The organism is Pseudomonas sp. GW460-12-10-14-TSB1 (assembly GCF_017349775.1).
GTDB classification, from domain to species: Bacteria; Pseudomonadota; Gammaproteobacteria; order Pseudomonadales; family Pseudomonadaceae; genus Aquipseudomonas; species Aquipseudomonas piscium.
Map to the genome: position 1 here is coordinate 29247 of NZ_JACNAC010000006.1, position 24203 is coordinate 53449.

Sequence of the window (24203 nt, forward strand, 5' to 3'; positions counted from 1 at the left end):
TGCCTGATGGGCCAACACACATCAGGAGCCGTCAAGGCATTCGCTGTATAAGAGAGCCGTCGAACTGGCTTCATAAAAAAAACAAATGTCGAGGAAATATTGATGCGCATCGTTCCCCATCTGTTGGGCGCAGCCATTGCTGCTGCTCTGATTAGCACTCCAGTGGTCGCCGCCGAACTCACCGGCACGCTGAAGAAAATCAAAGACTCCGGCACCATCACCCTCGGACATCGCGACGCTTCCATTCCGTTCTCCTACATCGCGGATGCATCCGGCGTTCCAGTCGGCTACTCCCACGACATCCAGCTGAAAATCGTCGAAGCCCTGAAGAAAGACCTCGACATGCCGGATCTCAAGGTCAAATACAACCTGGTTACCTCGCAGACCCGTATCCCGCTGGTGCAGAACGGCACCGTGGACGTCGAGTGCGGTTCCACCACCAACAACGTCGAGCGCCAGCAGCAGGTCGACTTCTCCGTCGGCATCTTCGAGATCGGCACCCGTCTGCTGTCCAAGAAGGATTCGCCTTACAAGGACTTCGCCGACCTGAAAGGCAAGAACGTCGTGACCACCGCCGGCACCACGTCCGAGCGCATCCTCAAGGCGATGAACGCCGACAAGCAGATGGGCATGAACGTGATCTCGGCCAAGGACCACGGCGAGTCCTTCAACATGCTCGAAGGCGGCCGCGCCGTGGCCTTCATGATGGACGACGCATTGCTGGCCGGTGAAATGGCCAAGGCCCGCAAACCGACCGACTGGGCCGTGACCGGTACCGCGCAATCCTACGAAATCTACGGCTGCATGGTCCGCAAGGGCGACGCACCGTTCAAGAAGGCCGTGGACGACGCCATCATCGCTACCTACAAGTCGGGCGAGATCAACAAGATCTACGACAAATGGTTCCAGTCGCCGATTCCTCCAAAAGGCCTGAACCTGATGTTCCCGATGAGCGACGAGCTCAAGGCCCTGATCGCCAACCCGACCGACAAAGCGGCTGACGATAAAAAGTCCTGATTCCTGACTAACCTTGTCTCCTGAAAGGGCCCGGCCCTTTCAGGAGCCTGTCACTACCTGCTGGCTTTTTTTGGAAACACTCGAACCGGTGGTTGTCGAGCCGATCGCGTGTGCCTGGCCGTCATCCAGGCGGGAACGGATTTCCCCAAGCGGGTGCTTGTACATCGATCGATCAGAGGGGAGACCCTAATGAATTACAACTGGGACTGGGGCGTGTTCTTCAAGTCCACCGGCGTGGGCAGCGAGACCTATCTCGACTGGTTCATCGCGGGCCTGGGCTGGACCATCGCCATTGCCGTGGTGGCCTGGATCGTAGCGCTGCTGCTGGGCTCGATCCTGGGCGTCATGCGGACCGTGCCGAACCGCCTGGTGTCGGGCATCGCCACCGTCTACGTGGAGATCTTCCGTAACGTACCGCTGCTGGTTCAGCTGTTCATCTGGTACTTCCTGGTACCGGACCTGCTGCCACAAAACCTGCAGGACTGGTACAAGCAGGACCTCAACCCGACCACCTCGGCCTACCTGAGCGTCGTCGTGTGCCTGGGCCTGTTCACCGCCGCCCGTGTCTGCGAACAGGTGCGCACCGGCATCCAGGCGCTGCCACGCGGCCAGGAATCCGCGGCCCGCGCCATGGGCTTTTCGCTGCCGCAGATCTACTGGAACGTGCTGCTGCCTCAGGCCTACCGGATCATCATTCCGCCGCTTACCTCGGAATTTCTCAACGTCTTCAAGAACTCCTCCGTGGCCTCGCTGATCGGTCTGATGGAGTTGCTGGCGCAGACCAAGCAGACCGCCGAGTTCTCGGCCAACCTGTTTGAAGCCTTCACCCTGGCCACGCTGATCTACTTCACCCTGAACATGAGCCTGATGCTGCTGATGCGCATGGTCGAGAAGAAAGTCGCAGTGCCCGGCCTGATCTCCGTGGGGGGCAAATAATGGAATTCGATTTCACTGGCGTCGTTCCGGCCATTCCCGGTCTGTGGAACGGCATGCTGATGACCCTCAAGCTGATGGCCCTGGGCGTCGTCGGCGGGATCATCCTCGGCACCATCCTGGCGTTGATGCGCTTGTCCCACAGCAAGCTGCTGTCGAACATCGCCGGCGTCTACGTCAACTACTTCCGCTCCATCCCGCTGCTGCTGGTGATCACCTGGTTCTACCTGGCGGTGCCCTTCGTGCTGCGCTGGATCACCGGCGAAGACACCCCGATCGGGGCGTTCGGCTCGTGCATCGTGGCCTTCATGATGTTCGAAGCGGCGTACTTCTGCGAAATCGTCCGGGCTGGCGTGCAGTCGATCCCCAAGGGCCAGATGGGCGCCGCCCAGGCCCTGGGCATGAGCTATGGCCAGATGATGCGCCTGATCATCCTGCCCCAGGCGTTCCGCAAGATGACCCCGCTGCTGCTGCAGCAGAGCATCATCCTGTTCCAGGACACCTCGCTGGTGTACACCGTGGGCCTGGTGGACTTCCTCAATGCTTCGCGCTCCAGCGGCGACATCATCGGCCGCTCCAATGAGTTCCTGATCGTTGCCGGTCTGGTGTACTTCACAATCAGCTTTGCCGCCTCGGTGCTGGTCAAGCGTCTGCAAAAAAGGTTTGCCGTATGATCTCTATCAAGAACATCAACAAGTGGTATGGGGACTTCCAGGTGCTGACCGATTGCAGCACCGAGGTCAAGAAAGGCGAAGTGATCGTGGTGTGCGGACCGTCCGGCTCCGGCAAATCCACCCTGATCAAGTGCGTCAACGCCCTGGAACCCTTCCAGAAAGGTGACATCGTGGTCGACGGCACTTCCATCGCCGACCCGAAGACCAACCTGCCGAAGCTGCGTTCGCGCGTGGGCATGGTGTTCCAGCACTTCGAGCTGTTCCCGCACCTGACCATCACCGAGAACCTGACCATCGCGCAGATCAAGGTGCTGGGCCGCAGCAAGGAAGAAGCCACCAAGAAAGGTCTGCAACTGTTGGAGCGCGTCGGCTTGTCCGCCCACGCCCACAAGCACCCGGGCCAGTTGTCCGGTGGCCAGCAGCAGCGCGTGGCGATCGCCCGCGCGCTGGCGATGGACCCGATCGTCATGCTGTTCGACGAACCGACTTCCGCCCTCGACCCGGAAATGGTCAACGAAGTGCTGGACGTGATGGTACAGCTGGCTCACGAAGGCATGACCATGATGTGCGTGACCCACGAAATGGGCTTCGCCCGCAAGGTCGCGGACCGGGTGATCTTCATGGACGCAGGCAAAATCATCGAAGACTGCCCGAAAGAGGAATTCTTCGGCGACATCAACGCCCGCTCCGAGCGTGCGCAGCATTTCCTCGAGAAAATCCTGCAGCACTAAAAACCATGCAATCTCTGTAGCCGCTGCCGCAGGCTGCGATAAGGCCGAAGGTCTTCAGCGATCTCAAGATCGGGCGCCCACCTTGTGGGCGATCGCAGCCTTCGGCAGCGGCTACAGCTCGCAATACCACGGGGACGTCACCATGGACGGACAACTGGTACACCCGGGACCACTGTGATGAAATGCGACCCCACTCTCTATCGCGCCGCGCCGCCATCACTCGCCGTGAAACCCCGTCTGATCCGCCACCTGTTCCTGCCGCCACTGGTCATCCTGCTGATGATCGGCCTGGGTTACGTCGGCTTCTGGGTCAGCGAGCACTACGGCATCCGCAGCCTCAGCGAGAACGGCGAACGCCAGCTGGAACTGCACGCCCGCGCGGTCGAAAGCGAGATCAGCAAATACACCTACCTGCCCAGCCTGCTGGAACTCGAATCCAGCGTTTCGCTGCTGCTCAACGACCCGACGCCGGAGCACCGGCAGACTGTCAACAATTACCTCGAAGGCCTGAACCGGCGCAGCCGCAGTCGGGCCATTTACGTGATGGACACTACCGGTCGCGTGCTGGCCACCAGCAACTGGCGCGACGTCGACAGCTACCTGGGTGAAGACCTGTCGTTCCGGGCCTATTTTCAGAATGCCGTGCGCGGCCAGCCCGGGCGCTTCTACGGCATCGGCAGCACCAACGGCGAACCCGGCTACTACCTGGCCCACGGCCTGGAAGAACAGGGCAAGATCATCGGCGTGGCGGTGGTCAAGGTGCGCCTGGAAGCCCTGGAAGAACGCTGGCAACGCGCCCGCCTGGAAGGCTTCGTCAGCGACGAGAACGGCATCATCATCCTCTCCAGCGACCCGGCCCGGCGGCTGCGGTCGGTACGCCCGCTGAGCGACGACACCAAGGAGCGCCTGGCGCGCAGCCTGCAATATTACTGGTTCACCCTCAACGAACTGGAGCCGCTGGCCCGCGAACGCCTGGCCGAAGGCGTGGAGAAACTGACCTTCCCGGCCAACACCGAGCTGGTGTCCGACGACAAGGAAATCAGCTACCTGTCCCAGACCCGGCCCCTGAGCGATACGCCCTGGAACTTCACCCTGCTGACCCCGCTCAAGGACCTGCGCCGCGAAGCCATCAACCAGGGCATCCTGGTGGCCGTGGCTTTCGCCCTGGTGGCTTTCCTGCTGATTGCCTGGAACGAGCGGCGCAAGGTCATCGCCACCCGCCTCGCCGCCCGCGAAGCCCTGCAGGAAGCCAACAACCAGCTGGAACGGCGGATCGCCGAACGCACCAGCGACCTGCGCGCCAGCAACGAGCGGCTCAAGGGCCAGATCCGCGAGCGCCGCCAGGCCGAGGAAACCCTGCGCCGCGCCCAGGACGAACTGGTCCAGGCCGGCAAGCTCGCCGCCATCGGCCAGATGTCCACCAGCATCGCCCATGAACTGAACCAGCCGCTGGCCGCCCTGCGCACCCTGTCCGGCAACACCGTGCGTTTCCTCGAGCGCGGCGCCCTGGACACCGCCAGCACCAACCTCAAGACCATCAACGAACTGATCGACCGCATGGGCCGCATCACCGCCAGCCTGCGTTCCTTCGCCCGTCGCGGCGAGGACCAGGGCGAAGCCAGCCTCGGCAAGGCCGTGGACGCCGCCCTGCAGCTGCTCAACGCACGCCTGGAAAACCTGCCGCTGCAATTGCACCGCGACTTCAGCGAGGTCCAGGTAAAGATCGACCAGACCCGCCTGGAGCAGATCCTGGTCAACCTGATCGGCAACGCCCTGGACGCCATGCAGGCGCAGCCGCGGCCGGAGCTGTGGCTGGAAGGCGAAAGCGTCGAGGGCAAATACCGCCTGCGGGTGCGCGACAACGGCCACGGCATCGACGCCGAAGCGCGCAAGCATCTGTTCGAACCCTTCTTCACCACCAAACCCGGCGAACAGGGCCTGGGTCTCGGCCTGACCCTGTCCGCCAGCCTGGCCGCCGCCACGGGTGGCAACCTGGGCGTCGAGCACCCGGCCGACGGCGGTACCGCCTTCGTCCTCAGCCTGCCTTTGGTCAGCCCTACACAAGCCGAGCCGCTATGAACAACGACCTTACCGTCCTGATCGTCGAAGACGATCCCCATGTCCTGCTCGGCTGCCAGCAGGCCCTGGCCCTGGAAGACATTCCCTGTGTCGGCGTGGGCAGCGCCGAAGAAGCCCTGGAGCGGGTCGGCGACAACTTCGCCGGGGTCGTCATCAGCGATATCCGCCTGCCGGGCATCGACGGCCTGGAGCTGCTGACCCGCCTCAAGTCCCGCGACCGCAGCCTGCCGGTGGTGCTGATCACCGGTCACGGCGATATCTCCATGGCCGTCGGCGCCATGCAGAAAGGCGCCTATGACTTCATGGAAAAGCCCTTCTCCCCCGAGCGTCTGGTGGAGGTTGCCCGTCGCGCCCTGGAGCAGCGCGGGCTGGCCCGGGAAGTGTCGTCACTGCGCCGCCAGCTGGCCGAGCGCGACTCCCTCGAAGGACGGATCATCGGCCGCTCGCCAGCCATGCAGCACCTGCGGGAGCTGATCGCCAACGTCGCCGACACCTCGGCCAACGTGCTGATCGAAGGCGAGACCGGTACCGGCAAGGAACTGGTCGCCCGCTGCCTGCATGACTTCAGCCGCCGCCACACCCACCAGTTCGTCGCCCTCAACTGCGGCGGCCTGCCGGAAAACCTGTTCGAAAGCGAGATTTTCGGCCATGAGGCCAACGCCTTCACCGGCGCCGGCAAGCGGCGCATCGGCAAGATCGAGCACGCCCACGAAGGCACGCTGTTCCTCGACGAAGTGGAAAGCATGCCGATGAACCTGCAGATCAAACTGCTGCGGGTGTTGCAGGAGCGCACCCTGGAGCGCCTGGGCTCGAACCAGAGCGTGGCGGTGGATTGCCGGGTGATCGCGGCGACCAAGTCCGACCTCGACGAGCTGGGGCGCGCCAACCAGTTCCGCAGCGACCTGTATTACCGCCTGAACGTGGTGACCCTGGAGCTGCCGCCGCTGCGCGAACGGCGCGAGGACATCCTGCAGTTGTTCGAGCACTTCCTGCAGCAATCGTCCCTGCGTTTCGACCGCGCCGCGCCGGAGCTGGACAACCAGACCCTGTCGAACCTGATGAGCCACGACTGGCCGGGCAACGTGCGCGAGTTGCGCAACGTCGCCGAGCGTTTTGCCCTGGGCCTGCCGGCGTTCAAGAAGTCCAGCGGCAACGCTGCGCAAGGCCTGGGCTTTGCCGAGGCGGTCGAGGCCTTCGAGCGCAACCTGCTCAACGACGCCCTGCAGCGCAGCGGCGGTAACCTGACCCAGGCCAGCCAGGAACTGGGCATGGCCAAGACCACGCTGTTCGACAAGGTCAAGAAATACGGCCTGAGCCACTAACCAACATCTGCGAGAAGTACCGTGGATTTATTGCTGAAAGCCTGCCTGGGCGCCGCCGTGGTGGTGATCCTCGCCGCCCTGGCCAAGACCAGGAACTACTACATCGCCGGCCTGGTGCCGCTGTTCCCGACCTTCGCCCTGATCGCCCACTACATCGTCGGCAAGGGCCGCTCCATCGACGACCTGAAGACCACCATCGTCTTCGGCATGTGGTCGATCATTCCCTACTTCGTGTACCTGGCGACCCTCTACGTGATGGTCGACCGCCTGCGCCTGGAGGCTTCCCTGGCGGTGGCCGCGGTGGCCTGGCTGATGGCCGCCACCCTGCTGGTCAGCGTCTGGGTCCGCGTGCACGCCTGACCTGTAGCCGCTGCCGCAGGCTGCGATAAGGCCGAAGGCCTTCAGCGATCTCAAGACCTCTGCGCCCCCCTGCGGGGTCGATCGCAGCCTCGCGGGCTCGGCAGCGGCTACAGGTTGCGTTCGGCGCCCTGGCCCGTCCCTTGCATTTACCCTGTAAAGCCCGCTCTGCCTGCGTCCGCGACCTGTGACGCCGGCTTTTTCGAGGGGCGCTGCCATGGGTAAATCCTGCTTTGAACATTCTCGATCTCGACCACAGCCTGACCGCCCAGGAGCCTGTCCAGCGCCGGCTGCGCAGCGGCCAGGCGCGACGCCTGGACCTGCTGGACCTGGGCCCGAAACTGCGGCTCTGGTCCACCGAACGCACCTACCGCCACTTCACCGAGCGCCTGCGGCAAAGGCCCGCCCACAGCGGCCCGCAGCCGGAAATCTTCTTTGTCGGCTCCGGTGACTACCACCACCTGACCCCGGCCTTCCTGGCCGACCTGCAACAGCCGGTCAGCCTGATCCACTTCGACAACCACCCCGACTGGGTGCGCTTCGCGCCGCGCCGGCACTGCGGTTCCTGGGTCAACCGGGCGCTGCAGCTGCCGCATATCCAGCGCATCGTCACCCTCGGGCCGTGCAGCGACGACCTGCACAACCCGCAGCTGCGCGGCGGCAACCTCAAGGCGTTGCGCCACGGCAGGTTGCAACTGTTTCCCTGGCAGCACGCGCCCTCCAAGGTCTGGGGCCGGGTCGGCGACGGCGCCGGACACCAGCAGCAGGAAAACCACCTGCACTGGCGCAACCTGGCCGGGCTCGACTGGCCCGCCTTCCTCGAGCAGATGATCGACAGCCTGCCGACCCAGGCGATCTGGATCACCATCGACAAGGACGTGCTGGCCAGTGCCGACGCCGCGACCAACTGGGACCAGGGCGGCATGCGCCTGAGCCACCTGCTGCAAGCCCTGCGCAGCCTGGCGGCACGCAAGCGCATCCTCGGTATCGACGTCTGCGGCGAGTTCGCCGCGCCGGCCTTCAGCAACGCCTTCAAGCGCTGGGAAGCGCGCTCCGACCAGCCACCGGCCGAACGCTGGAGCGAAGCCGACCTGCAGCGCAATGCGACCACTAACGAAGCCCTGATGGCGCTGTTCGAGGAGCTGTTCCCGTGACCCTGACCGTTATCTTGCTGGTGGCCTTTTCCATCGTCCTGGACGTGATCGGCCAGCTCTGTTTCAAGCTCGGCCTGGACCGCCTGCCGGAGCTGGAAGGCGGTTTTCGCCTGAATGCCTTCTGGGGCCAGGTGTTCAACGCACCGCTCTTGTGGTGCGGCATCGGCGCCTATGTGATCGAGTTTTTCGTCTGGCTCGAAGCCCTGTCCCGCGCGCCGCTGAGCCTGCTGTTCCCGGCGGCGGCCCTGGCCTATTGCGGCGTGGTCCTGGCCGGCAAGGTGGTTCTCGGCGAGAACGTCAGCCGCCGACGCTGGCTGGGCACCCTGGTGATCACCCTCGGCGTAATGCTGGTGTACGTCGCCAGCACCTGAGCCCCCCTCAACGCTTCACAAGGAAAGATGGTATGACTGCACAGACTCACGACTGGCTCCACGGCCGCCTCGGCACCCTGGTGCTCTGGGCCCTGCTGATCGGCTTCGAAAGCGCCGGCCAGATCGCCACCAAGGTCGGCGGCGATCAATTGGGCCAGATGGATTTCAACCTGCAATGGCTGGCCGCGGTGGCGGTCAACCCGGGAGTGCTGCTGGCGATCGCCTGCTACATCGGTGCCTTCTTCGTATGGATGCTGATCCTGCGACGCAGCAGCCTGTCCCTGGCCTTCCCCCTGAGTTCGCTGGTGTTCGTGGTGGTGTTGCTCGGCTCCTGGCTGGGCCTGGGCGAGCAGATCAGCCTGCTGCACTGGGTCGGGGTCTTCGTGATCATCGGCGGGATCGCCCTGCTGGCCGAAGGCGAAGAAGCCTGAAGGGCTTTATGTAGCCGCTGCCGAAGGGGGCGTTGCTCTTGAGGGCCTCTGAAGGCCCTCCGGGCCTTATCGCAGCCTGCGGCAGCGGCTACAGGTACTCGGGCCTCAGCGCTTCGGGTGTTTCAGCAGAAAGCCCAGGCCATGGGCCAGCGGGATCACCTTCACCCCCCCCGCCCGCTGCTGTTCGCGGATCTCGCGGTGGAAGGCCTTGACCCGGGTCCAGTGCATCTTCGGCCGGTAGTGGTGTTCGGCGTGGTAGCCGTTGTTCATCCAGATCAGGTTGTAGAGCCGGCTGTAGGAACTCACGCCCCAGGCAATCGGCAGGTCCGGGTTGCCGCCCAGGTGCTCGTAGTAGCCGTTGAGCGAGGACAGCGACTGTCCCAGGTACCAGAACGGCAGCAGCACCAGCAGCGCATGCCAGTCGTATAGCGCCAGCGCCACATAGACCAACACCGTCATGCCTATTTCCACCTTGACCCAACGCGCGTCCGCCGGGCGCTTGCGCTGCATTTCCTGGTAGATGGCCTTGGGATCGTCGCGGAAAAAACTCAGGAAGGTGTAGGCCCAGACATTGTCCGGCTGGCCATTGCGGCCATGCAGGTAGATCGACAGCGGGTCGACCGTGGTGCCGTCCGCCCCGGGCCGATCCGAGTTGCCACGGTGATGGCGGTTATGGATATCGCGGTACAGGGTCTGGGAAAAACCGATGGTCACCGACAGCAGCAGATCGAAGGCGCGGTTCAGCCACGGCAGACTGAAGTAGGCGTTGTGGATCTGGTTGTGGGAAATGCTGTTGATGCTCCACGACAGGCTGACCGCATACAGCAACGCCGCCGGCAGGATCACCCACCAGGACAGGCTGTGAAAGGCCAGCACCAGCCAAAGCACGAAGGAAAAATGCGCCAGGGCCATCAGGATCGGGACAAGGTCCCACAGCGAATGGGCGAGCAGGCGATAAGCGGGACGAGCCATGAAGAACTTCCTGAAAAGTGGGTTCATGGCTGCCAGTGCAAAGGGTGGACCAATTCCTCCACCGTAGGAGCGAAGCTTGCTCGCGATGAAGGTTGATGCGGTGCTCGACACCCCGCGGCGCCTGGATCGCGGGCAAGCCTCGCTCCTACAGAAACAGCGCACACCGACAAAGGTATTCCGCCCCGCTTTTGTAGGAGCGAGGCTTGCCTGCGATGACGGCCTGGAGAACGCCATCGCCCCGCAAGCCCGGCGATAAGGCCTTGGCGGACCTCAGAACTGGTAGCTGAGGGCGGTCTGGACCTGGCCCTGATTCACTTCGCCGCGCTCGCGCACCAGGGTGCTGTCGGCCGCCGAACCCGTCAGGTGAATCCAGCTAGCGCTGGTCATCCACGACCAGTTGCCGCCCAGGGGCACCTGCAGGTTCTGGGTCAGGGTCAGGTTCTGCAAACCGCCGCCGGCGCTGTAGCGGCCGATGCCCGTCGCCTGGGCCTCGGCGTCGCTGATGCCAAAGAAGGTCTGGGTCTGCCGGGCATCGGCGAAATGCGCGGTGAGGTTGTTGCTGCCGATGATCCCCAGGCCCAGGGGATAACCGATCTCGCCGCCGATCTTGCCCAGCAGGCCGCCCTGGCCCTCGCCCGCGGCCACCGCGCTGCCGATGGAGGCGAACAGGCGCCAGAAGTCGTCCGGCGCGTACTGGATGTAGCCGCCGACATCAGCCATGTTCGGCACGTCCCGCAGACCGCGCAGCGAGCCGTTGGCGTTGCGTCCCGGCAAATAGTTGATATAGGGCCCGGCGCTGAAACCATTGGCCTTGAAGGCATCCCAGGTCAGGCCGTCGTCAGTGTCGAGGCTGACATCGCCCCACTCCAGATCGACATAGGGCAAGGGCACAGTGTCATGCCGGCTGCCGCTGGGGTCATGGGGCTGGTAACCGATGCCCAGGCCCAGCGAGCCGCTCAATCCATCCTGGCCCCCGTCCTCGGCGAAAGCCCCGCTGGTGGCCCCCAGGATAAGCAGGACGGCAAACAGGGCGGAGCGTGTGAAGCTGAACATGGCGCGGGTTTCCTGGAGTGAAGATGCGCGCATCAATCACCACCCCGCCTCCTCCCTGCAAGCACTGATGTTGTTTGTAGCGAGCTACAAAATTTGTAGCTCCAACCCGCCCTTCCAACGCATTTTTCCCGCGCAGAGCCCGGCCCGCCTGGGCTTAAGCCACTTGGCACAGTCCCTGCTCCAGTACCTGGCATGCGCAAAGTGCGCTCCTCTCCAACAGGTAACTGCAGATGATGCACTGGCATATCGTGTGTGACTTCGACGGGACCATCACCCGCACCGACGTGATCGACAACGTCCTCCAACGCTTCGCCGACCCGAGCTGGGAAGCGATCGAGCAACAATGGCTGGATGGCCATATCGGCTCCCGGGAATGCCTCAGCCGCCAACTGGCGCTGGTCAAGGCCTCGCCCGCCGAACTGCTCGCCTGTTTCGACAGCGTCGAGATCGATCCCGATTTCCCCGACTTCGTCGATCACGTGATCGGCCTGGGCGCTTCCCTGGAAGTGGTCAGCGACGGTATCGAGCAAGGCATCGCGCGGATCCTCGCGCGCCACTACGTGAGCCTGCTACCGATCCTCGCCAACCGCCTGCGCCAGGTCGACCAGCACAGCTGGCGCATCGACTTCCCGCACGCCAGCGACGCCTGCCGCGCCGCGTCCGGCAACTGCAAATGCAAATCCACGCCCAAGGGCAAGCGGGTGCTGGTGATCGGCGACGGCCAGTCCGACATGTGCGTGGCCGCCAGCGCCGACTTCGTGTTCGCCAAGGGCCGCCTGGCCGAGTACTGCCAACGCAACGCCATCCCCCACGCGACCTTCGATTCCTTCGCCGAACTGCCGGCACTGCTGGCCCTGTTGCCCAACGAAGCGGCCAACGCCGGCGCCTTCGCCCTCGACAACACCACCGAACATTCCGTACACACTCAGGAACTCTTCCATCATGTCTGACATTCGTATCGCTACCGCAGAAGACCAGGTGCTTCTGGAAAAAGAAGCCAAGTACTGCTCCTACGGCGACACCGTCCACTACATCGAACCGCCACGGATCTTCAGCCGCTGCGAGGGCTCCTACGTCTGGGACACCAGCGACCAGGCCTACCTCGACCTGCAGATGTGGTACTCGGCGGTGAACTTCGGTTATGCCAACCCGCGCCTGAACAATGCCCTCAAGCAACAGATCGATACCCTGCCGCAGATCGCCAGCCAGTACCTGCACAAGGGCAAGATCGAGCTATCGGAAATGATCGCGGTGGACGCCAAGAAGAAGTTCGGCCTCGACGGCCGCGTGCACTTCAACGTCGGCGGCTCGCAGTCCATCGAGGACTCGCTGAAAGTCGTGCGTAACGCTACCCATGGCAAGAGCCTGATGTTCGCCTTCGAAGGCGGCTACCACGGTCGTACCCTCGGCGCTTCGTCGATCACCTCCAGCTACCGCTACCGTCGCCGCTACGGCCACTTCGGCGAGCGCGCCAACTTCATTCCCTTCCCCTACCACTTCCGCGGCCCCAAGGGCATGACCAAGGAAGAGTACGGCAGCCACTGCGTGCAGCAGTTCGCCCGGTTGTTCGAGACTGAATACAACGGCGTGTGGGACCCGAAAGTCGGCCAGAGCGAATACGCCGCCTTCTACGTCGAGCCGATCCAGGGCACCGGCGGCTACGTGATCCCGCCGATGAACTTCTACAGCGAGCTCAAGCATGTGCTCGACCAGCACGGCATCCTGATGGTGGTCGACGAAATCCAGATGGGCTTCTACCGCACCGGCAAGCTGTGGTCGATCGAGCACTTCGACGTCAAGCCGGACGTGATCGTCTTCGGCAAGGCCCTGACCAACGGCCTCAACCCGCTGGGCGGCATCTGGGCCCGGGAAGAGCTGATCAACCCCAAGGTGTTCCCGCCGGGTTCGACCCACTCCACCTTCGCCTCCAACCCGCTGGGCACTGCCGTGGGCCTGGAAATGTTCAAGATGACCAGCGAGATCGACTACGGCGCGATGGTCATGGAGAAGGGCAAGTACTTCCTGGAAGGCCTCAAGGACCTGCAGAAGCGCTACCCGATCATCGGCGACGTCGATGGCCTGGGCCTGGCGCTGCGCTGCGAGATCTGCACCAGCGACGGCTTCACCCCGGACAAGGCGACCCTGGACTACATGGTCGAGGAAGGCATGAAGGGCGACATCGAAATCAATGGCCAGCGCCTGGGGCTGATTCTCGATGTCGGCGGCTACTACAAGAACGTCATCACCCTGGCCCCCTCGCTGGAAATCAGCTACGCGGAGATCGACCTCGGCATCGCCCTGCTCGACCGTCTGCTGGACCGGGCCATGAAACGATGACAGCGCAGATCGATCCGGGCGCAGGCATCGACCTGGGCGAAGGCGATGCCGGGTTCGTCCTCGGCAATGGCGAGGTCGCGGTGTTGTTGATCCACGGCCTCACCGGCACCCCGACGGAACTGCGTCGGGTGGCCGTCGGCCTGGCCAAGGCCGGGTGCACGGTGTACGTGCCGACCCTGGCCGGGCACTGCGGCAACAACGCCGACCTGCAGGCCACCGGCTGGCAGGACTGGTACGAGGGCGTGCGCCGGACCTTCGTCGGTATCCGTCAGCGCCACCGGCAGGTGTTCGTCGGCGGCCTGTCGATGGGCGCCGTCATGTCCATGTACCTGGCCTCGGAACACCCGGGGCAGGTCAGCGGCCTGCTGATGTATTCGACCACCCTCAAGTACGACGGCTGGAGCATCAACAAGCTAGCGTTCCTCACCCCACTGCTGATGAAGATTCCGTTCGGCGTGCACATCTGCAGCTTCGAGGAGAAGCCGCCGTACGGCATCAAGAACGAGCGCCTGCGGGCGGTGGTCGAGCGGCAGATGAAGGCCGGCGAAAGCAGCAGTGCCGGCCTGCTGACCATGGAAGGGGTGACCGTGCGCGAGCTGCACCGGATGAACGCGGTGGTGAAAAAACGCATGCCGTCGATCACCACCCCGGCCCTGGTGCTGCACTCCATCGAGGACGACATCACCAGCCGCTGGAACGCCGACTATGTCGAGCGCAAGCTCGGCGGCCCGGTGGTCAAGGTGCTGCTCGACAACTGCTACCACATGATCACCGTCGACCTGCAGTACCGCCGGGTGGTGGAGTTGAGCGCGGACTTCATCGAACGCCAGGCGGGCCCGCGGCCCGCGGTGTACGAAGACCTGCGCCAGCTCGCCTGATTCAAGGACCGCACGTGATCACCAGCCAAGTCTTTTCGAGCATCCAGGCCATCGACCGCGGCGCCTGGAACGACTGTTTTCCCGGTGCCCTGGAGGATTGGGACTATTACCTGGCAGTACAGAACGCCGGCATCGAGGACTTCACCTGGCGCTACCTGGCGGTGTTCGAAGACGGGGCGCTGGTGGCCGCCGCTCCGGCCTTCATCACCCGCTACCGCCTGGACACCACTGTCTCGGGCCCGGCCAAGCGCCTGAGCGAACGCCTGCAACGCTGGTGGCCGGGGCTGCTGCAACTGCCGCTGTATGCCATAGGTTCGCCGGTGGCCGAACAGTGCCACGCCGGCACCGCCAGCCATATCCCCGCGGTGCGCCGCCAAGCCCTGCTCGAGCAACTGCTGCACCTGGCCCGGCGCGACGCCGACGCCCAGGGCATCGGCCTGCTGGCGGTCAAGGATGCCGCCAGCCAGGACCGGCAATGGGCCGCCAGCTGCCAGGCGTTCGGCCTGCAAGCCATGCCCAGTTTGCCCAGCGCCCTGCTGCCGGTGCCCTTCGGCTCGCTGGATGCCTACCTCGGCACCCTGGGCAAGTCCACGCGCAAGGACCTGCGCCGCAAGTTGCGCGCGCCCGGGCCACGGATCGAATGGCGACGCAACATCGACGACGTCCTGCCCGAGATCATGCGCCTGTACGAAGCCACCCTGCAGCGCAGCGACCTGCAATTCGAACGCTTACCCGCGCCCTACTTCACCGGTATCCTCCAGCAGTTGGGAGAACGGGCCGCCTGCGTGCTGTACTGGGTCGACCAACAACTGGTGGCTTTCAACCTGGTGCTGCTTGACGAGCACCGGCTGATCGACAAATTCTTCGCCCACGACCTGGAGATCAGCCGTGAGCACAACCTGTATTTCCGCAGCTGGATGGCCAATGTCGACTACTGTATCCAGCACCGGATCGCGCTCTACGAATGTGGCCAGGCCGGTTATGCCAGCAAACTGCGCCTGGGCTGTAGCTTCACCGGCAACAGCCTGTTCTTCCAGCATCGCAACCCGCTGCTCGACACCCTGCTCAAAGGGCTGAAATATGTTCTCCGGCCGGATCGTTCCGACCCCGCCATGGCCGCTGCACTAAGCGAAAGTTCATGACCAGAAAAGACCGCCGCACCCCTCGCCCTTTCGCCATCTCCCGCTGGAGTCTGCAGCGCAAGCTGGTGCTGGCGTTCTGGATGGTCAGCGTGATTCCCACGATGATCGCCGCCGAGCTGGCGGCCACCACCCTGTCGCAGATCTTCGACAGCAACGTGCGCATCTGGCTGCAGGAATCGACCAAGATCGTCGAGGACGAAATCACCGAGACCCTGCGCGACAACGCGCGCATCGCCCAGCTGTTCCTGCGTTATGCCAGGCCGCCCACCGACCGCAACGCGGCCAAGCACGACAAGCTCACCGCCGACATCGCCGACTCCATGGGCATCGATGTGGTGGCGCTGATCCGCAAGCGCGACCAACAGGTGGTGTTCAGCACCGCCGCCGACGATATCGTCGGGCAGATCAACCTGGCCCATAACGCGGTGCTGCAGACCCTGCAGATCGGCGGCGTGGCCACCGGCGCGGTGGTCTCGACCTTCCAGACCACCCTCGACGGCGTCGACTACCAGCTGCTGATCGCCACCTACCTGGACGCCAGTTTCCTCACCAGCGTGGCCGACGTGCATTCCCTCGACCTGCGCCTGTACCTGGCCAAGGCCAACGACTTCGCCGAGATCTTCGCCACCCAGCGTTTCGAGGACCACCCGACCCAGGTACCGGAAAAGATCGAGAACATCCTGCGCGACACCCGCCAACCCACGGAGCAGTTCACCAGCCGCTACAGCGGGCTGTACCGGCCGATCTTCAACGACAGCGGCGACCTGGTGGGGGTGATTTTCAGCGGCCTGCTGCGCCACAGCAGCCTGGTGGGGCTGGTCAACCAGAGCAACCTGTTCATCCTGATCTTCCTGCTCAGCTCGGCGGCGTCGCTGGCTGTCGGCTGGCTGGTGTCGAAACGCCTGACCATGCCCCTGCGCGGTTTGTCCAAGGGGGTCCAGGCGGTGATCGCCGGCGACTACCGGCAACGGGTACCGGTGATTGGCGGCGACGAACTGGCGGAGCTGAGCAGCACCTTCAACCACATGAGCGAACGCCTGGGCGAACTGCAGCACCTGGAAGCCCAGCTGCGCCGCCGCGACCGCCTGCACGCCCTGGGCGAAGTGGCCATGGGCCTGGCCCACGAAATCCGCAACCCCCTGGGCATCATCAAGACCGCCACCCAACTGCTGCACCGCCGCGCGGACCTGCCCGAAGGCGACAAGCGCCACCTGGAATACGTGATCAGCGAAGTCAGCCGGATCAACGACCTGATCACCGACTTCCTCGACTTCGCCAAACCCAGCGCGCCGATCCGCTCGACCCTGCTGGCGCGGCCGCTGGTGGAAGAACTGATCGGCTTCTGCGAGCCGGAACTGGCCAGCCACAAGATCGACGCGCAGATCGACGACCAGGCGCCGGGCGCGACCCTCTACGCCGACGCGCGCCAGCTCAAGCAGGCCTGCCTGAACCTGATCCTCAACGCCATCGACGCCATGCCCGCGGGCGGGCGCCTGACCCTGGGCATCGCCCAGGACGCCGAGCACACCATCCTGCGGGTCACCGACACCGGCCAGGGCATCGAGCCGGACATGCTCGAACGCATCTTCACTCCCTTCGTCACCACCAAGGCCTCGGGCACCGGGCTGGGCCTGGCCAAGGTGTTCTCGATCATGGAAAACCATGACGGGCACATCGAATGCAGCAGCGAAATAGATGCCGGCGCCACCTTCAGCCTGTACATTCCGGCCAAGGGTGAGGACGACGAAGACGATGAAGATGAGCAAAAGGCACAGCCATGACGCATAACCTGCTGGTGGTCGACGACGAGCCCAAACTCTGCGACCTGCTGTCCTCGGCGCTGAGCCAGGACGGTATCCAGGTGTTCACCGCCGGCAACGGCCTGCATGCGCTCAAGGTGCTGGAGCAGGAAGAGATCGACCTGGTGATCAGCGACTGGCGCATGCCCGGCATGGACGGCCCGCAGCTGCTGGCCGAGATCAAGCAGCGCTACCCGCAGATCCCGGTGATCGTCATGACCGCCTACAGCACGGTGAAAAACGCCGTGCAGTCGATGCGCAACGGCGCCTACGACTACATCGCCAAGCCCTTCGACATCGACGAGCTGGACATCACCGTCAGCAAGGCCCTGCAGTTTCGCGACATCCTCAAAGACAACCAGCGCATGCGCGCCGAGCTCGACGAGCACCGGCAGTTCGACAGCCTGGTGGGCGACAGCCCGACTTTCCGCCAGGTCCTGCAAGCGGTGGACTCGGTGCGCGAAAGCAACGCCACCATCCTGCTGACCGGCGAAAGCGGCACCGGCAAGGAGATGGTCGCCCGGGCCATCCACCAGCACGGCAACCGCGCCAACAAACCCTTTGTCGCGGTCAACTGCGCGGCGATCCCCGAAGGCCTGCTGGAAAGCGAAATGTTCGGCCATCGCAAGGGCGCCTTCACCGGCGCCGTGGCCGACCGGGTCGGGCGCTTTCAACAGGCGGACAAGGGCACGCTGTTTCTCGATGAGGTCGGCGACATGCCGCTGGCCCTGCAGGCGAAGATCCTGCGCGCCTTGCAGGAGCGGGTGATCGAACCGGTGGGCGACCCGCGCGAGCGCAAGGTCGATGTGCGGGTGATCGCCGCCACCAACAAGAACCTGCTGGAGGCGGTGGCCAACAAGGAGTTTCGCGAAGACCTGTATTACCGCCTCAATGTCTTCCCGATCCCCCTGCCCGCCCTGCGCGAGCGGGTCGAGGATATCGCGCCCCTGGCCCGGCATTTCGCCCATACCCTGGGCGCCACCGCCGGCAAACGCATCACCGGTTTCAGCCCGCAGGCCCTGCAGGCCATGGCCAACTATGCCTGGCCAGGCAATATCCGCGAACTGCAGAACTGCGTCGAACGCGCGACCATTGTCGCCGCGGGCGCGGTGATCGAGGAAAGCGACCTGCCGGGTTATCTGTTTACCTCAGCACCGGTAAACGCCGGGGCCAGCCCCCTGCCCGGCGACAGCCTCAGCGTGCCCAGCGACCTGGACGCGGCCCTGGCCGAAGTGGAGAAGGCCTACATTCTCGCCGCCCTGCAACAGAGCAACGGCGTGCAGGCGGCCGCCGCGCAGCTGATCGGCATTTCCGAACGCAGCTTCTGGTACCGCCTGAAGAAGCTCGGGATCCAGGTCGACAAGATCGTCCGCTAAGGGCTCAGCGCGGAGTTCTACTGCCCGTAGATTTTCTGCAACTGCTCTTCGCTGAGCGCATCCTCGAAGGCCACCGGCACTGACTTCACAGCGCCCTGCAGGTTACGGTAACGCGAGTAACTGCCATTACTCGCCAACTGGTAACCACGCTCGACCACCCGCTGGCCGTCCAGCACGTAACGCAGGGTTTCCTGGGCCGCCGGCCTCGACGCCGGCTGGCTCAGGTCGGCCGCTAGCACCCGCATCGACTCACTGACACACTCGTCGAGCAAGGCCAGCACCTTGTCCAGTTCCAGGCCGCCGTCATCGATGCACTGCGCACCGCAGCGACGGAATGGCTGGCTGACCACTTCGATCCGGGTGCGGTACAGCGCGGAGCCCGCGATATCCTCGAGCCGAACCTGATTGATCAGCACAAAACTGCCGCGATCCGGCCCCAGCATCAGCTTGGGCTCGACCAGCAAACGGGCGGTGATTGCCCCTTCGCCCTGCTTCAGGCCGGCGGCTTGTGAAGCCTCCTGATAGCGCTGTTGCAGGCGTGTCTGCAACAGCTGTCCACCGAGCAATGAGGCCATCGGCCGTGACTCGTTGTGCGCGGCCTGTTCGGCCTCGCGCTGCAAACTGCCACTGCCCATTTGCGTATTGATCAGGCTGGCCACCAGCACTCCGGCCAGGCCGGCACTGGCCCCGGAGCTTTGCAGCAGGGTATTGCTGGAAGACGCGGCGCGGGTCGCGTCCTTGATATCGATCACCGTGCTGGCGCCGACGAAGTCCTGCTCGTTGAGCAGCACCTCGAGCTTGAGCCCATGCTTCTGCACATAGGGCAACGCCCCCTGATCCTTGAAGCCGGCCGGCGGCAGTGCTTTCTGCGCACAGCCACCTGATGCCAGCGACAACGCCAGGACAACAGTCAACCAGCCTTTCATTGCGAGAACGGCGTGATCATTTGCTGACGGCTGTTATCAACGGCCTGGTAGAAGGCGTTGGACAGGTTGGCGTAGTTCGGCTCATCCCACTCGCCCTGGGCCGCCTGCACTGCGGCGAACGGCTGGAACCACAGCAGTTTGTTGTCGGCCAGATCGACCACCATGCCCTGCCCACCCACCTGGGCCATCGGCACGCTGGTCGGGACCAGGCTGTAGTAGCTACGGGTGGCACCGGTCACGAAGACGTTCACCAGCAACAGGCGATCGACCCCATACATGGCTTTCATCGGAGTCATGTCCTTGGTCATGTAGCCTTCGCGGAACGAGGTGTTTTTGTAATTCTTCAGGTCGATCTGGTCGATGATGCGCTTGGCCTTGTAGCCCTTGGCCTGCAACTTGGCCACGATCACATCCGGCAGGGTGTCGAGGTCGCGCACTTCCCAGGTCTTGACGTTGTCGCTGAGCTTGCTGTTGACGCCCTTGTTGATAGCCACGTCCAGCAACCCCTGGCTACCCGTCAGCATGAGTTCGGGAGCAGGCAACACAGTGATGGCCACGCCGATAGTCGGCTCCTTGGCCCCCCAGAACTGCTGGTCCAGGGCAATAGGTTGCTGCACGTTGGCACAGCCGGTAAGTGCCAGGCAGGCCAGCAACGTCAGCACGCCCCAGGTACGCAAGATACGAAAACTCATGAATCAATTCCCTATGAATTAAGAATGACGCTGCCTGTGTCGGCCATCATTGCAAAAACCATAGTGGCACATTGATATATTTTTCTATTCACCCCAGCTGCGGCCTGCCGTTCCAGCCAGCTGCTCCGCCACGGACCTGTAGGAGCGAAGCTTGCCCGCGATGGCGGTACCTCAGGCACAGCGCACTGCCCGCATCGCCGGCAAGCCTGGCTCCTACGGAAGCCAGAGTCAGAGGAGATTCGGCGCGGGCAGCGGATCGATCTGCGCCCAGTGCGCGGTGTCTTCGCGATGGCGTTGCAGGTAGGGCAGCACCGCCGCCAGCAACGGCGCCTTGAAGGCTTCCTGGAAGCGATGGGCCAGGCCCGGGATCAGCTTCAGCTGGCTGCCCTGGATATGCGCGGCCAGGTGTACGCCGTGCATCACCGGCAGCAACGGATCGGCGGTGCCATGCACCACCAGAGTCGGCACCCGCAGCTGGTTGAGCAGGGCCACCCGGCTCGGTTCGGCGAGGATCGCCATGATCTGGCGCTTCACCCCTTCCGGATTGAAGGCTCGGTCATAGGACACCGCCGCCTGGTGCAGCAGCGCCTGGCGATCGTCGGTGACCTGCGGGCTGCCGAGGGCGGCCAGCAGGTCGGCCTGTTGCTCCAGCGCCAGCTCACGGTTCGGCGCGCCGCGCCGCGACAACAGTTGCACCAGCGCCGCGTTGGGCGCCGGCAAGCCTTCGGCGCCGGAGCTGGTCATGATCAGGGTCAGGCTCTCGACCCGTTGCGGCGCCATGGCCGCCAGGTGCTGGGCGATCATCCCGCCCATGCTCGCGCCCAGGACATGGAACTGCTCGACCTGCAGAGCATTCATCAGGCCCAGGGCGTCGTCGGCCATATCGGTCAGGCTGTAGGGCGCGGCCACTGGCAGGCCGAGCTTGTAGCGCAGCACCTCGAACGTCAGGTTGGCGCTGGCCGGCGCCTGGCGCCAGGTGGACAGGCCGACGTCGCGGTTGTCGTAACGGATCACCCGGAACCCCTGCTGGCACAGGGCAACGACCACCTCGTCCGGCCAGTGGATCAACTGCCCGCCCAGGCCCATCACCAGCAACAGGGCCGGATCGGAGGCACGGCCGATGCTCTGGTAGGCCAGGCTCACCTGCTCCAGTTCGACCCTTTGGGTCGGTACGTTGACATCGCAGCGAGACGCCGCCTGAGACGGCAGGCCGAGCAGCAGCGCGGCCAGGAAAACAGTCGTTGAAAAAAATCTTGCCCACATGAAGAAACACCGAAACGCAGAAGCCCAGTAGAGCGCGAGTCTGATGAACTTTGATCGAGCGCGCTGCCACAGTTACGTGACAGTTTGATGAAGATTGCCCAGTGGTCATAAAACCTGTAGCCGCTGCCGAAGGCAGCGATCGGCCCGAAGGGACGCAGCGATCTTGAACCCGCTGAAGGCCTTCGGCCTTATCGCAGCCTGCGGCAGCGGCTACAAAAGCCCGCAGCATCGTGCCCCGGCCCACTGTAGGAGCGCAGCTTGCTCGCGATGGTCGTGAACGATGACGCGGTGCTCCTGAAGCAGCGCGGCGCCTGTGGACTCATCGCGCGCAAGCTGCGCTCCTACAGGGATTGGCGTTGGCTGGGATCAGGCCTGCTGGTTACGCAACTGGCGGGCGGCGGCGACCATGTTGACCAGGGCGGCTTCGGTTTCCGGCCAGGCGCGGGTCTTCAGGCCGCAGTCCGGGTTGACCCACAGGCGCTCGGCGGGGATGCGCCGGACCGCCTTGCTCATCAGCTTGACCATCTCGGCGGTGTCCGGCACCCGCGGCGAATGGATGTCATACACCCCCGGGCCGATGTCGTTCGGGTAGTCGAAGGCCTCGAAAGCCTCCAGCAGCTCCATGTCCGAACGCGACGTCTCGATGGTGATCACGTCGGCATCCATCGCCGCAATGGCCTGGATCACGTCGTTGAACTCGCTGTAGCACATGTGGGTGTGGATCTGGGTTTCGTCGCGCACCCCCGAGGCGGTCAGGCGGAAGGCTTCCACCGCCCAGTCCAAGTACGGCTGCCAATCCGCCCGGCGCAGCGGCAGGCCTTCGCGGAACGCCGCTTCGTCGATCTGCACGATCTTGATCCCGGCCCGCTCCAGGTCCACCACCTCATCGCGCAGGGCCAGGGCCAGTTGCCGGGCCTGCACCTCGCGGGACACATCCTCGCGGGGGAAGGACCACATCAGCATGGTCACAGGCCCGGTGAGCATGCCCTTCATCACCTTGTCGGTCAGGCTCTGGGCGTAGCTGATCCAGTCCACCGTCATAGGGTGCGGGCGGCTCAGGTCGCCGTAGATCACCGCCGGTTTCACGCAGCGCGAACCGTAGCTCTGGACCCAGCCGAAACGGGTGAACAGGTAGCCGTCCAGTTGCTCGGCGAAGTACTCGACCATGTCGTTGCGCTCGGCTTCGCCATGCACCAGCACGTCCAGCCCCAGGCGCTCCTGGACCTGCACCGCGTGGCGGATTTCGCAGCGCATGGCGTCGGTGTAGTCGTTGTTCGACAGCTTGCCCTGCTTGAACGCCTGACGGGCCAGGCGGATCGAGGCAGTCTGCGGGAACGAACCGATGGTGGTGGTCGGGAACACCGGCAGCTTCAAGCGGGCGTGCTGCTGGGCGATGCGTTGGGTAAAGGGCGAATGGCGCTGGCTGTCGGCGGCGCTGACCGCCTTGAGCCGCGCCTGGACCTCGGCCTTGTGGATCCGCGGCGACTGCGCGCGGCTGGCCTGCACCTGGCGGCTTTCGGCCAGGGCCGCTTGCACCGCCGGGGCCTGGGGATGGTTCAGGGCGTCACGCAGCACCGAGATCTCGCCGCATTTCTGCACGGCGAAGGCCAGCCAGCTTTTCAGCTCGGCATCCAGCTGATCTTCCCGGGACAGGTCCACCGGGCTGTGCAGCAGGGAGCAGGAACTGCTGACCCACAGGTTGTCGCCAAAACGCTCCTGCGCCGCTTGCAGCTGCTGCAGTGCCTGCTCCAGCTCGCAACGCCAGACGTTGCGACCGTTGACCAGGCCCACGGAAAGAATCTTGTAGGTCGGCAGGCGGTCGAGCACCTGGGTCAGTTGCTCCGGCGCCCGCACGGCGTCGATGTGCAGGCCGTCCACCGGCAGGCCGACGGCCAGCCCGAGGTTGTCCTGCAGGCCGCTGAAGTAGGTGGCCACCAGTTTTTTCAGCGGCGAGTACTGGAGGATGTGGTAGGCCCGCTCGAAGGCGCCCTTCCATTCCTGCGGCAGGTCGAGGGTCAGGATCGGTTCGTCGATCTGCACCCACTCCACGCCCTGGGCCTTGAGGCGGTTGAGGATTTCGCCGTAGACCGGCAGCAGGCGCTCCAGCAGCTCGAGCTTGTTGAAGTCGTTGCCCTTGGCCTTGCCCAGCCACAGGTAGGTCAAAGGACCGATGATCACCGGCTTGACCCGGTGGCCCAGGGCGTGGGCTTCGTCGACCTCGTCGAACAGTTGCTCCCAGCTCAGCTTGAATGACTGGTCGGCGCTGAATTCTGGGACCAGGTAGTGGTAGTTGGTGTCGAACCACTTGGTCAGTTCCTGGGCGTACTGGGTCTTGGCGTGATCGCTGCCACAGCAGCCAGTCGAAGCACCACGGGCCATGGCGAACAGGGTGTCGAGGGTCGGCTGGCCCTGGGCGTCCTTGCTGCTGTCGAAGCGCTCGGGAACCACGCCGAAGGTCAGCGAGTGAGTCAGCACCTGGTCGTACCAGGCGAAGTCGCCCACCGGCAGCAGGTCGATGCCGGCGTCCTTTTGCAGCTGCCAGTGCCTGGCCCGCAGCTGGCGTCCGACGTCTTGCAGCGCCTGCCGGTCGAGGTCGCCCTTCCAGTAGGATTCGAGGGCTTTTTTCAGTTCGCGGTCGGCGCCGATGCGCGGAAAACCAAGGGTGTGGGCCAAGGCCATGAGTGGGTTCCTCCCTG

General features: G+C 64.2%; 22 protein-coding genes. 16 read left to right on the top strand and 6 right to left on the bottom strand.

The features are described from left to right. Positions 1-102 precede the first annotated feature (102 nt). The 10 genes from J4D52_RS05800 to J4D52_RS05845 all read left to right on the top strand — a co-directional run bounded on the left by J4D52_RS05800 (position 103) and on the right by J4D52_RS05845 (position 9069). Positions 103-1017 (top strand): glutamate/aspartate ABC transporter substrate-binding protein, encoded by a 915-nt coding sequence (locus tag J4D52_RS05800; protein ID WP_025806014.1) that lies wholly within the window; start codon positions 103-105, stop codon positions 1015-1017. 189 nt (positions 1018-1206) lie between these two features. Further along, a complete protein-coding gene (locus J4D52_RS05805; RefSeq protein ID WP_009050566.1) occupies positions 1207-1953 on the top strand; it encodes an amino acid ABC transporter permease in 747 nt (248 codons plus the stop codon). Continuing rightward, positions 1953-2624, top strand: coding sequence for an amino acid ABC transporter permease (locus tag J4D52_RS05810; protein WP_009050567.1), 672 nt, complete (start codon positions 1953-1955; stop codon positions 2622-2624). The genes J4D52_RS05805 and J4D52_RS05810 overlap by 1 nt, the downstream gene beginning before the upstream one ends. Beyond that, a complete protein-coding gene (locus J4D52_RS05815) occupies positions 2621-3355 on the top strand; it encodes an amino acid ABC transporter ATP-binding protein (protein ID WP_007927141.1) in 735 nt (244 codons plus the stop codon). Before J4D52_RS05810 ends, J4D52_RS05815 begins: the two co-directional genes overlap by 4 nt. A 177-nt stretch (positions 3356-3532) precedes the next feature. Then, positions 3533-5434, top strand: coding sequence for a sensor histidine kinase (locus J4D52_RS05820; RefSeq protein ID WP_025806016.1), 1902 nt, complete (start codon positions 3533-3535; stop codon positions 5432-5434). Beyond that, positions 5431-6756 carry a sigma-54 dependent transcriptional regulator gene (locus J4D52_RS05825; protein WP_102676078.1) on the top strand — a complete coding sequence of 442 codons (1326 nt, stop codon included), beginning with the start codon at positions 5431-5433 and terminating at the stop codon, positions 6754-6756. Before J4D52_RS05820 ends, J4D52_RS05825 begins: the two co-directional genes overlap by 4 nt. Before the next feature lie 30 nt (positions 6757-6786). After that, positions 6787-7116 (top strand): GlpM family protein, encoded by a 330-nt coding sequence (locus J4D52_RS05830; protein WP_173678518.1) that lies wholly within the window; start codon positions 6787-6789, stop codon positions 7114-7116. A gap of 230 nt (positions 7117-7346) precedes the next feature. Then, positions 7347-8267 (top strand): arginase, encoded by a 921-nt coding sequence (locus tag J4D52_RS05835; protein ID WP_102676076.1) that lies wholly within the window; start codon positions 7347-7349, stop codon positions 8265-8267. Next, positions 8264-8638: an EamA family transporter gene (locus J4D52_RS05840; protein ID WP_025806020.1), complete on the top strand. Its 375-nt coding sequence runs from the start codon at positions 8264-8266 to the stop codon at positions 8636-8638. The genes J4D52_RS05835 and J4D52_RS05840 overlap by 4 nt, the downstream gene beginning before the upstream one ends. A gap of 32 nt (positions 8639-8670) precedes the next feature. Next, on the top strand, positions 8671-9069 hold the full coding sequence (locus J4D52_RS05845; RefSeq protein WP_025806021.1) for an EamA family transporter: 399 nt from the start codon (positions 8671-8673) through the stop codon (positions 9067-9069). Between the two features lie 105 nt (positions 9070-9174). Here the strand turns inward: J4D52_RS05845 and J4D52_RS05850 are convergent, their stop codons facing one another. Beyond that, positions 9175-10041 (bottom strand): fatty acid desaturase, encoded by an 867-nt coding sequence (locus tag J4D52_RS05850; protein ID WP_102676075.1) that lies wholly within the window; start codon positions 10039-10041, stop codon positions 9175-9177. A 270-nt stretch (positions 10042-10311) separates the two neighbouring features. After that, positions 10312-11094 (bottom strand): MipA/OmpV family protein, encoded by a 783-nt coding sequence (locus J4D52_RS05855; RefSeq protein ID WP_063432838.1) that lies wholly within the window; start codon positions 11092-11094, stop codon positions 10312-10314. Positions 11095-11324: 230 nt separating this feature from the next. Between J4D52_RS05855 and J4D52_RS05860 the strand changes: the two genes are divergently transcribed. From J4D52_RS05860 to J4D52_RS05885, 6 genes are read left to right on the top strand one after another with little or no spacing between them, the layout of a single operon-like run. Beyond that, positions 11325-12044: an MtnX-like HAD-IB family phosphatase gene (locus J4D52_RS05860; protein ID WP_102676074.1), complete on the top strand. Its 720-nt coding sequence runs from the start codon at positions 11325-11327 to the stop codon at positions 12042-12044. After that, positions 12037-13431, top strand: coding sequence for an aspartate aminotransferase family protein (locus tag J4D52_RS05865; protein ID WP_063432840.1), 1395 nt, complete (start codon positions 12037-12039; stop codon positions 13429-13431). The genes J4D52_RS05860 and J4D52_RS05865 overlap by 8 nt, the downstream gene beginning before the upstream one ends. After that, positions 13428-14309, top strand: coding sequence for a carboxylesterase (locus J4D52_RS05870; RefSeq protein WP_063432841.1), 882 nt, complete (start codon positions 13428-13430; stop codon positions 14307-14309). The genes J4D52_RS05865 and J4D52_RS05870 overlap by 4 nt, the downstream gene beginning before the upstream one ends. A 14-nt stretch (positions 14310-14323) precedes the next feature. Beyond that, complete coding sequence (locus J4D52_RS05875; RefSeq protein ID WP_063432842.1) at positions 14324-15451, top strand: GNAT family N-acetyltransferase; 1128 nt, start codon at positions 14324-14326, stop codon at positions 15449-15451. After that, the gene (locus tag J4D52_RS05880) at positions 15448-17232 is read left to right on the top strand and encodes an ATP-binding protein (RefSeq protein WP_025806034.1); all 1785 of its coding nucleotides are present in this window, start codon (positions 15448-15450) and stop codon (positions 17230-17232) included. Before J4D52_RS05875 ends, J4D52_RS05880 begins: the two co-directional genes overlap by 4 nt. Beyond that, positions 17229-18626 (top strand): sigma-54 dependent transcriptional regulator, encoded by a 1398-nt coding sequence (locus J4D52_RS05885; RefSeq protein ID WP_102676073.1) that lies wholly within the window; start codon positions 17229-17231, stop codon positions 18624-18626. Before J4D52_RS05880 ends, J4D52_RS05885 begins: the two co-directional genes overlap by 4 nt. 17 nt (positions 18627-18643) lie before the next feature. Here J4D52_RS05885 and J4D52_RS05890 read toward each other — a convergent pair whose 3' ends face one another. The 4 genes from J4D52_RS05890 to metE all read right to left on the bottom strand — a co-directional run bounded on the left by J4D52_RS05890 (position 18644) and on the right by metE (position 24186). Continuing rightward, positions 18644-19552, bottom strand: a complete 909-nt coding sequence (locus J4D52_RS05890) for a hypothetical protein (protein ID WP_102676072.1) — start codon at positions 19550-19552, stop codon at positions 18644-18646. Next, positions 19549-20244, bottom strand: coding sequence for a hypothetical protein (locus tag J4D52_RS05895; protein WP_025806037.1), 696 nt, complete (start codon positions 20242-20244; stop codon positions 19549-19551). The genes J4D52_RS05890 and J4D52_RS05895 overlap by 4 nt, the downstream gene beginning before the upstream one ends. Before the next feature lie 228 nt (positions 20245-20472). Next, on the bottom strand, positions 20473-21507 hold the full coding sequence (locus J4D52_RS05900) for an alpha/beta fold hydrolase (protein ID WP_102676071.1): 1035 nt from the start codon (positions 21505-21507) through the stop codon (positions 20473-20475). Between the two features lie 366 nt (positions 21508-21873). Then, positions 21874-24186 carry a 5-methyltetrahydropteroyltriglutamate--homocysteine S-methyltransferase gene (metE, locus tag J4D52_RS05905; protein WP_063432846.1) on the bottom strand — a complete coding sequence of 771 codons (2313 nt, stop codon included), beginning with the start codon at positions 24184-24186 and terminating at the stop codon, positions 21874-21876. Positions 24187-24203: the final 17 nt, after the last annotated feature.

Bases quoted from the DNA above. Each gene is read 5' to 3' on its own strand.
- J4D52_RS05880 (WP_025806034.1), top strand. From the start codon at position 15,448: ATGACCAGAAAAGACCGCCGCACCCCTCGCCCTTTCGCCATCTCCCGC.
- J4D52_RS05850 (WP_102676075.1), bottom strand. From the start codon at position 10,041: ATGGCTCGTCCCGCTTATCGCCTGCTCGCCCATTCGCTGTGGGACCTT.
- J4D52_RS05800 (WP_025806014.1), top strand. From the start codon at position 103: ATGCGCATCGTTCCCCATCTGTTGGGCGCAGCCATTGCTGCTGCTCTG.
- J4D52_RS05900 (WP_102676071.1), bottom strand. From the start codon at position 21,507: ATGTGGGCAAGATTTTTTTCAACGACTGTTTTCCTGGCCGCGCTGCTG.
- J4D52_RS05865 (WP_063432840.1), top strand. From the start codon at position 12,037: ATGTCTGACATTCGTATCGCTACCGCAGAAGACCAGGTGCTTCTGGAA.
- J4D52_RS05815 (WP_007927141.1), top strand. From the start codon at position 2,621: ATGATCTCTATCAAGAACATCAACAAGTGGTATGGGGACTTCCAGGTG.
- metE (WP_063432846.1), bottom strand. From the start codon at position 24,186: ATGGCCTTGGCCCACACCCTTGGTTTTCCGCGCATCGGCGCCGACCGC.
- J4D52_RS05805 (WP_009050566.1), top strand. From the start codon at position 1,207: ATGAATTACAACTGGGACTGGGGCGTGTTCTTCAAGTCCACCGGCGTG.
- J4D52_RS05810 (WP_009050567.1), top strand. From the start codon at position 1,953: ATGGAATTCGATTTCACTGGCGTCGTTCCGGCCATTCCCGGTCTGTGG.
- J4D52_RS05845 (WP_025806021.1), top strand. From the start codon at position 8,671: ATGACTGCACAGACTCACGACTGGCTCCACGGCCGCCTCGGCACCCTG.
- J4D52_RS05895 (WP_025806037.1), bottom strand. From the start codon at position 20,244: ATGAGTTTTCGTATCTTGCGTACCTGGGGCGTGCTGACGTTGCTGGCC.
- J4D52_RS05855 (WP_063432838.1), bottom strand. From the start codon at position 11,094: ATGTTCAGCTTCACACGCTCCGCCCTGTTTGCCGTCCTGCTTATCCTG.
- J4D52_RS05820 (WP_025806016.1), top strand. From the start codon at position 3,533: ATGAAATGCGACCCCACTCTCTATCGCGCCGCGCCGCCATCACTCGCC.
- J4D52_RS05870 (WP_063432841.1), top strand. From the start codon at position 13,428: ATGACAGCGCAGATCGATCCGGGCGCAGGCATCGACCTGGGCGAAGGC.
- J4D52_RS05885 (WP_102676073.1), top strand. From the start codon at position 17,229: ATGACGCATAACCTGCTGGTGGTCGACGACGAGCCCAAACTCTGCGAC.
- J4D52_RS05890 (WP_102676072.1), bottom strand. From the start codon at position 19,552: ATGAAAGGCTGGTTGACTGTTGTCCTGGCGTTGTCGCTGGCATCAGGT.
- J4D52_RS05860 (WP_102676074.1), top strand. From the start codon at position 11,325: ATGATGCACTGGCATATCGTGTGTGACTTCGACGGGACCATCACCCGC.
- J4D52_RS05825 (WP_102676078.1), top strand. From the start codon at position 5,431: ATGAACAACGACCTTACCGTCCTGATCGTCGAAGACGATCCCCATGTC.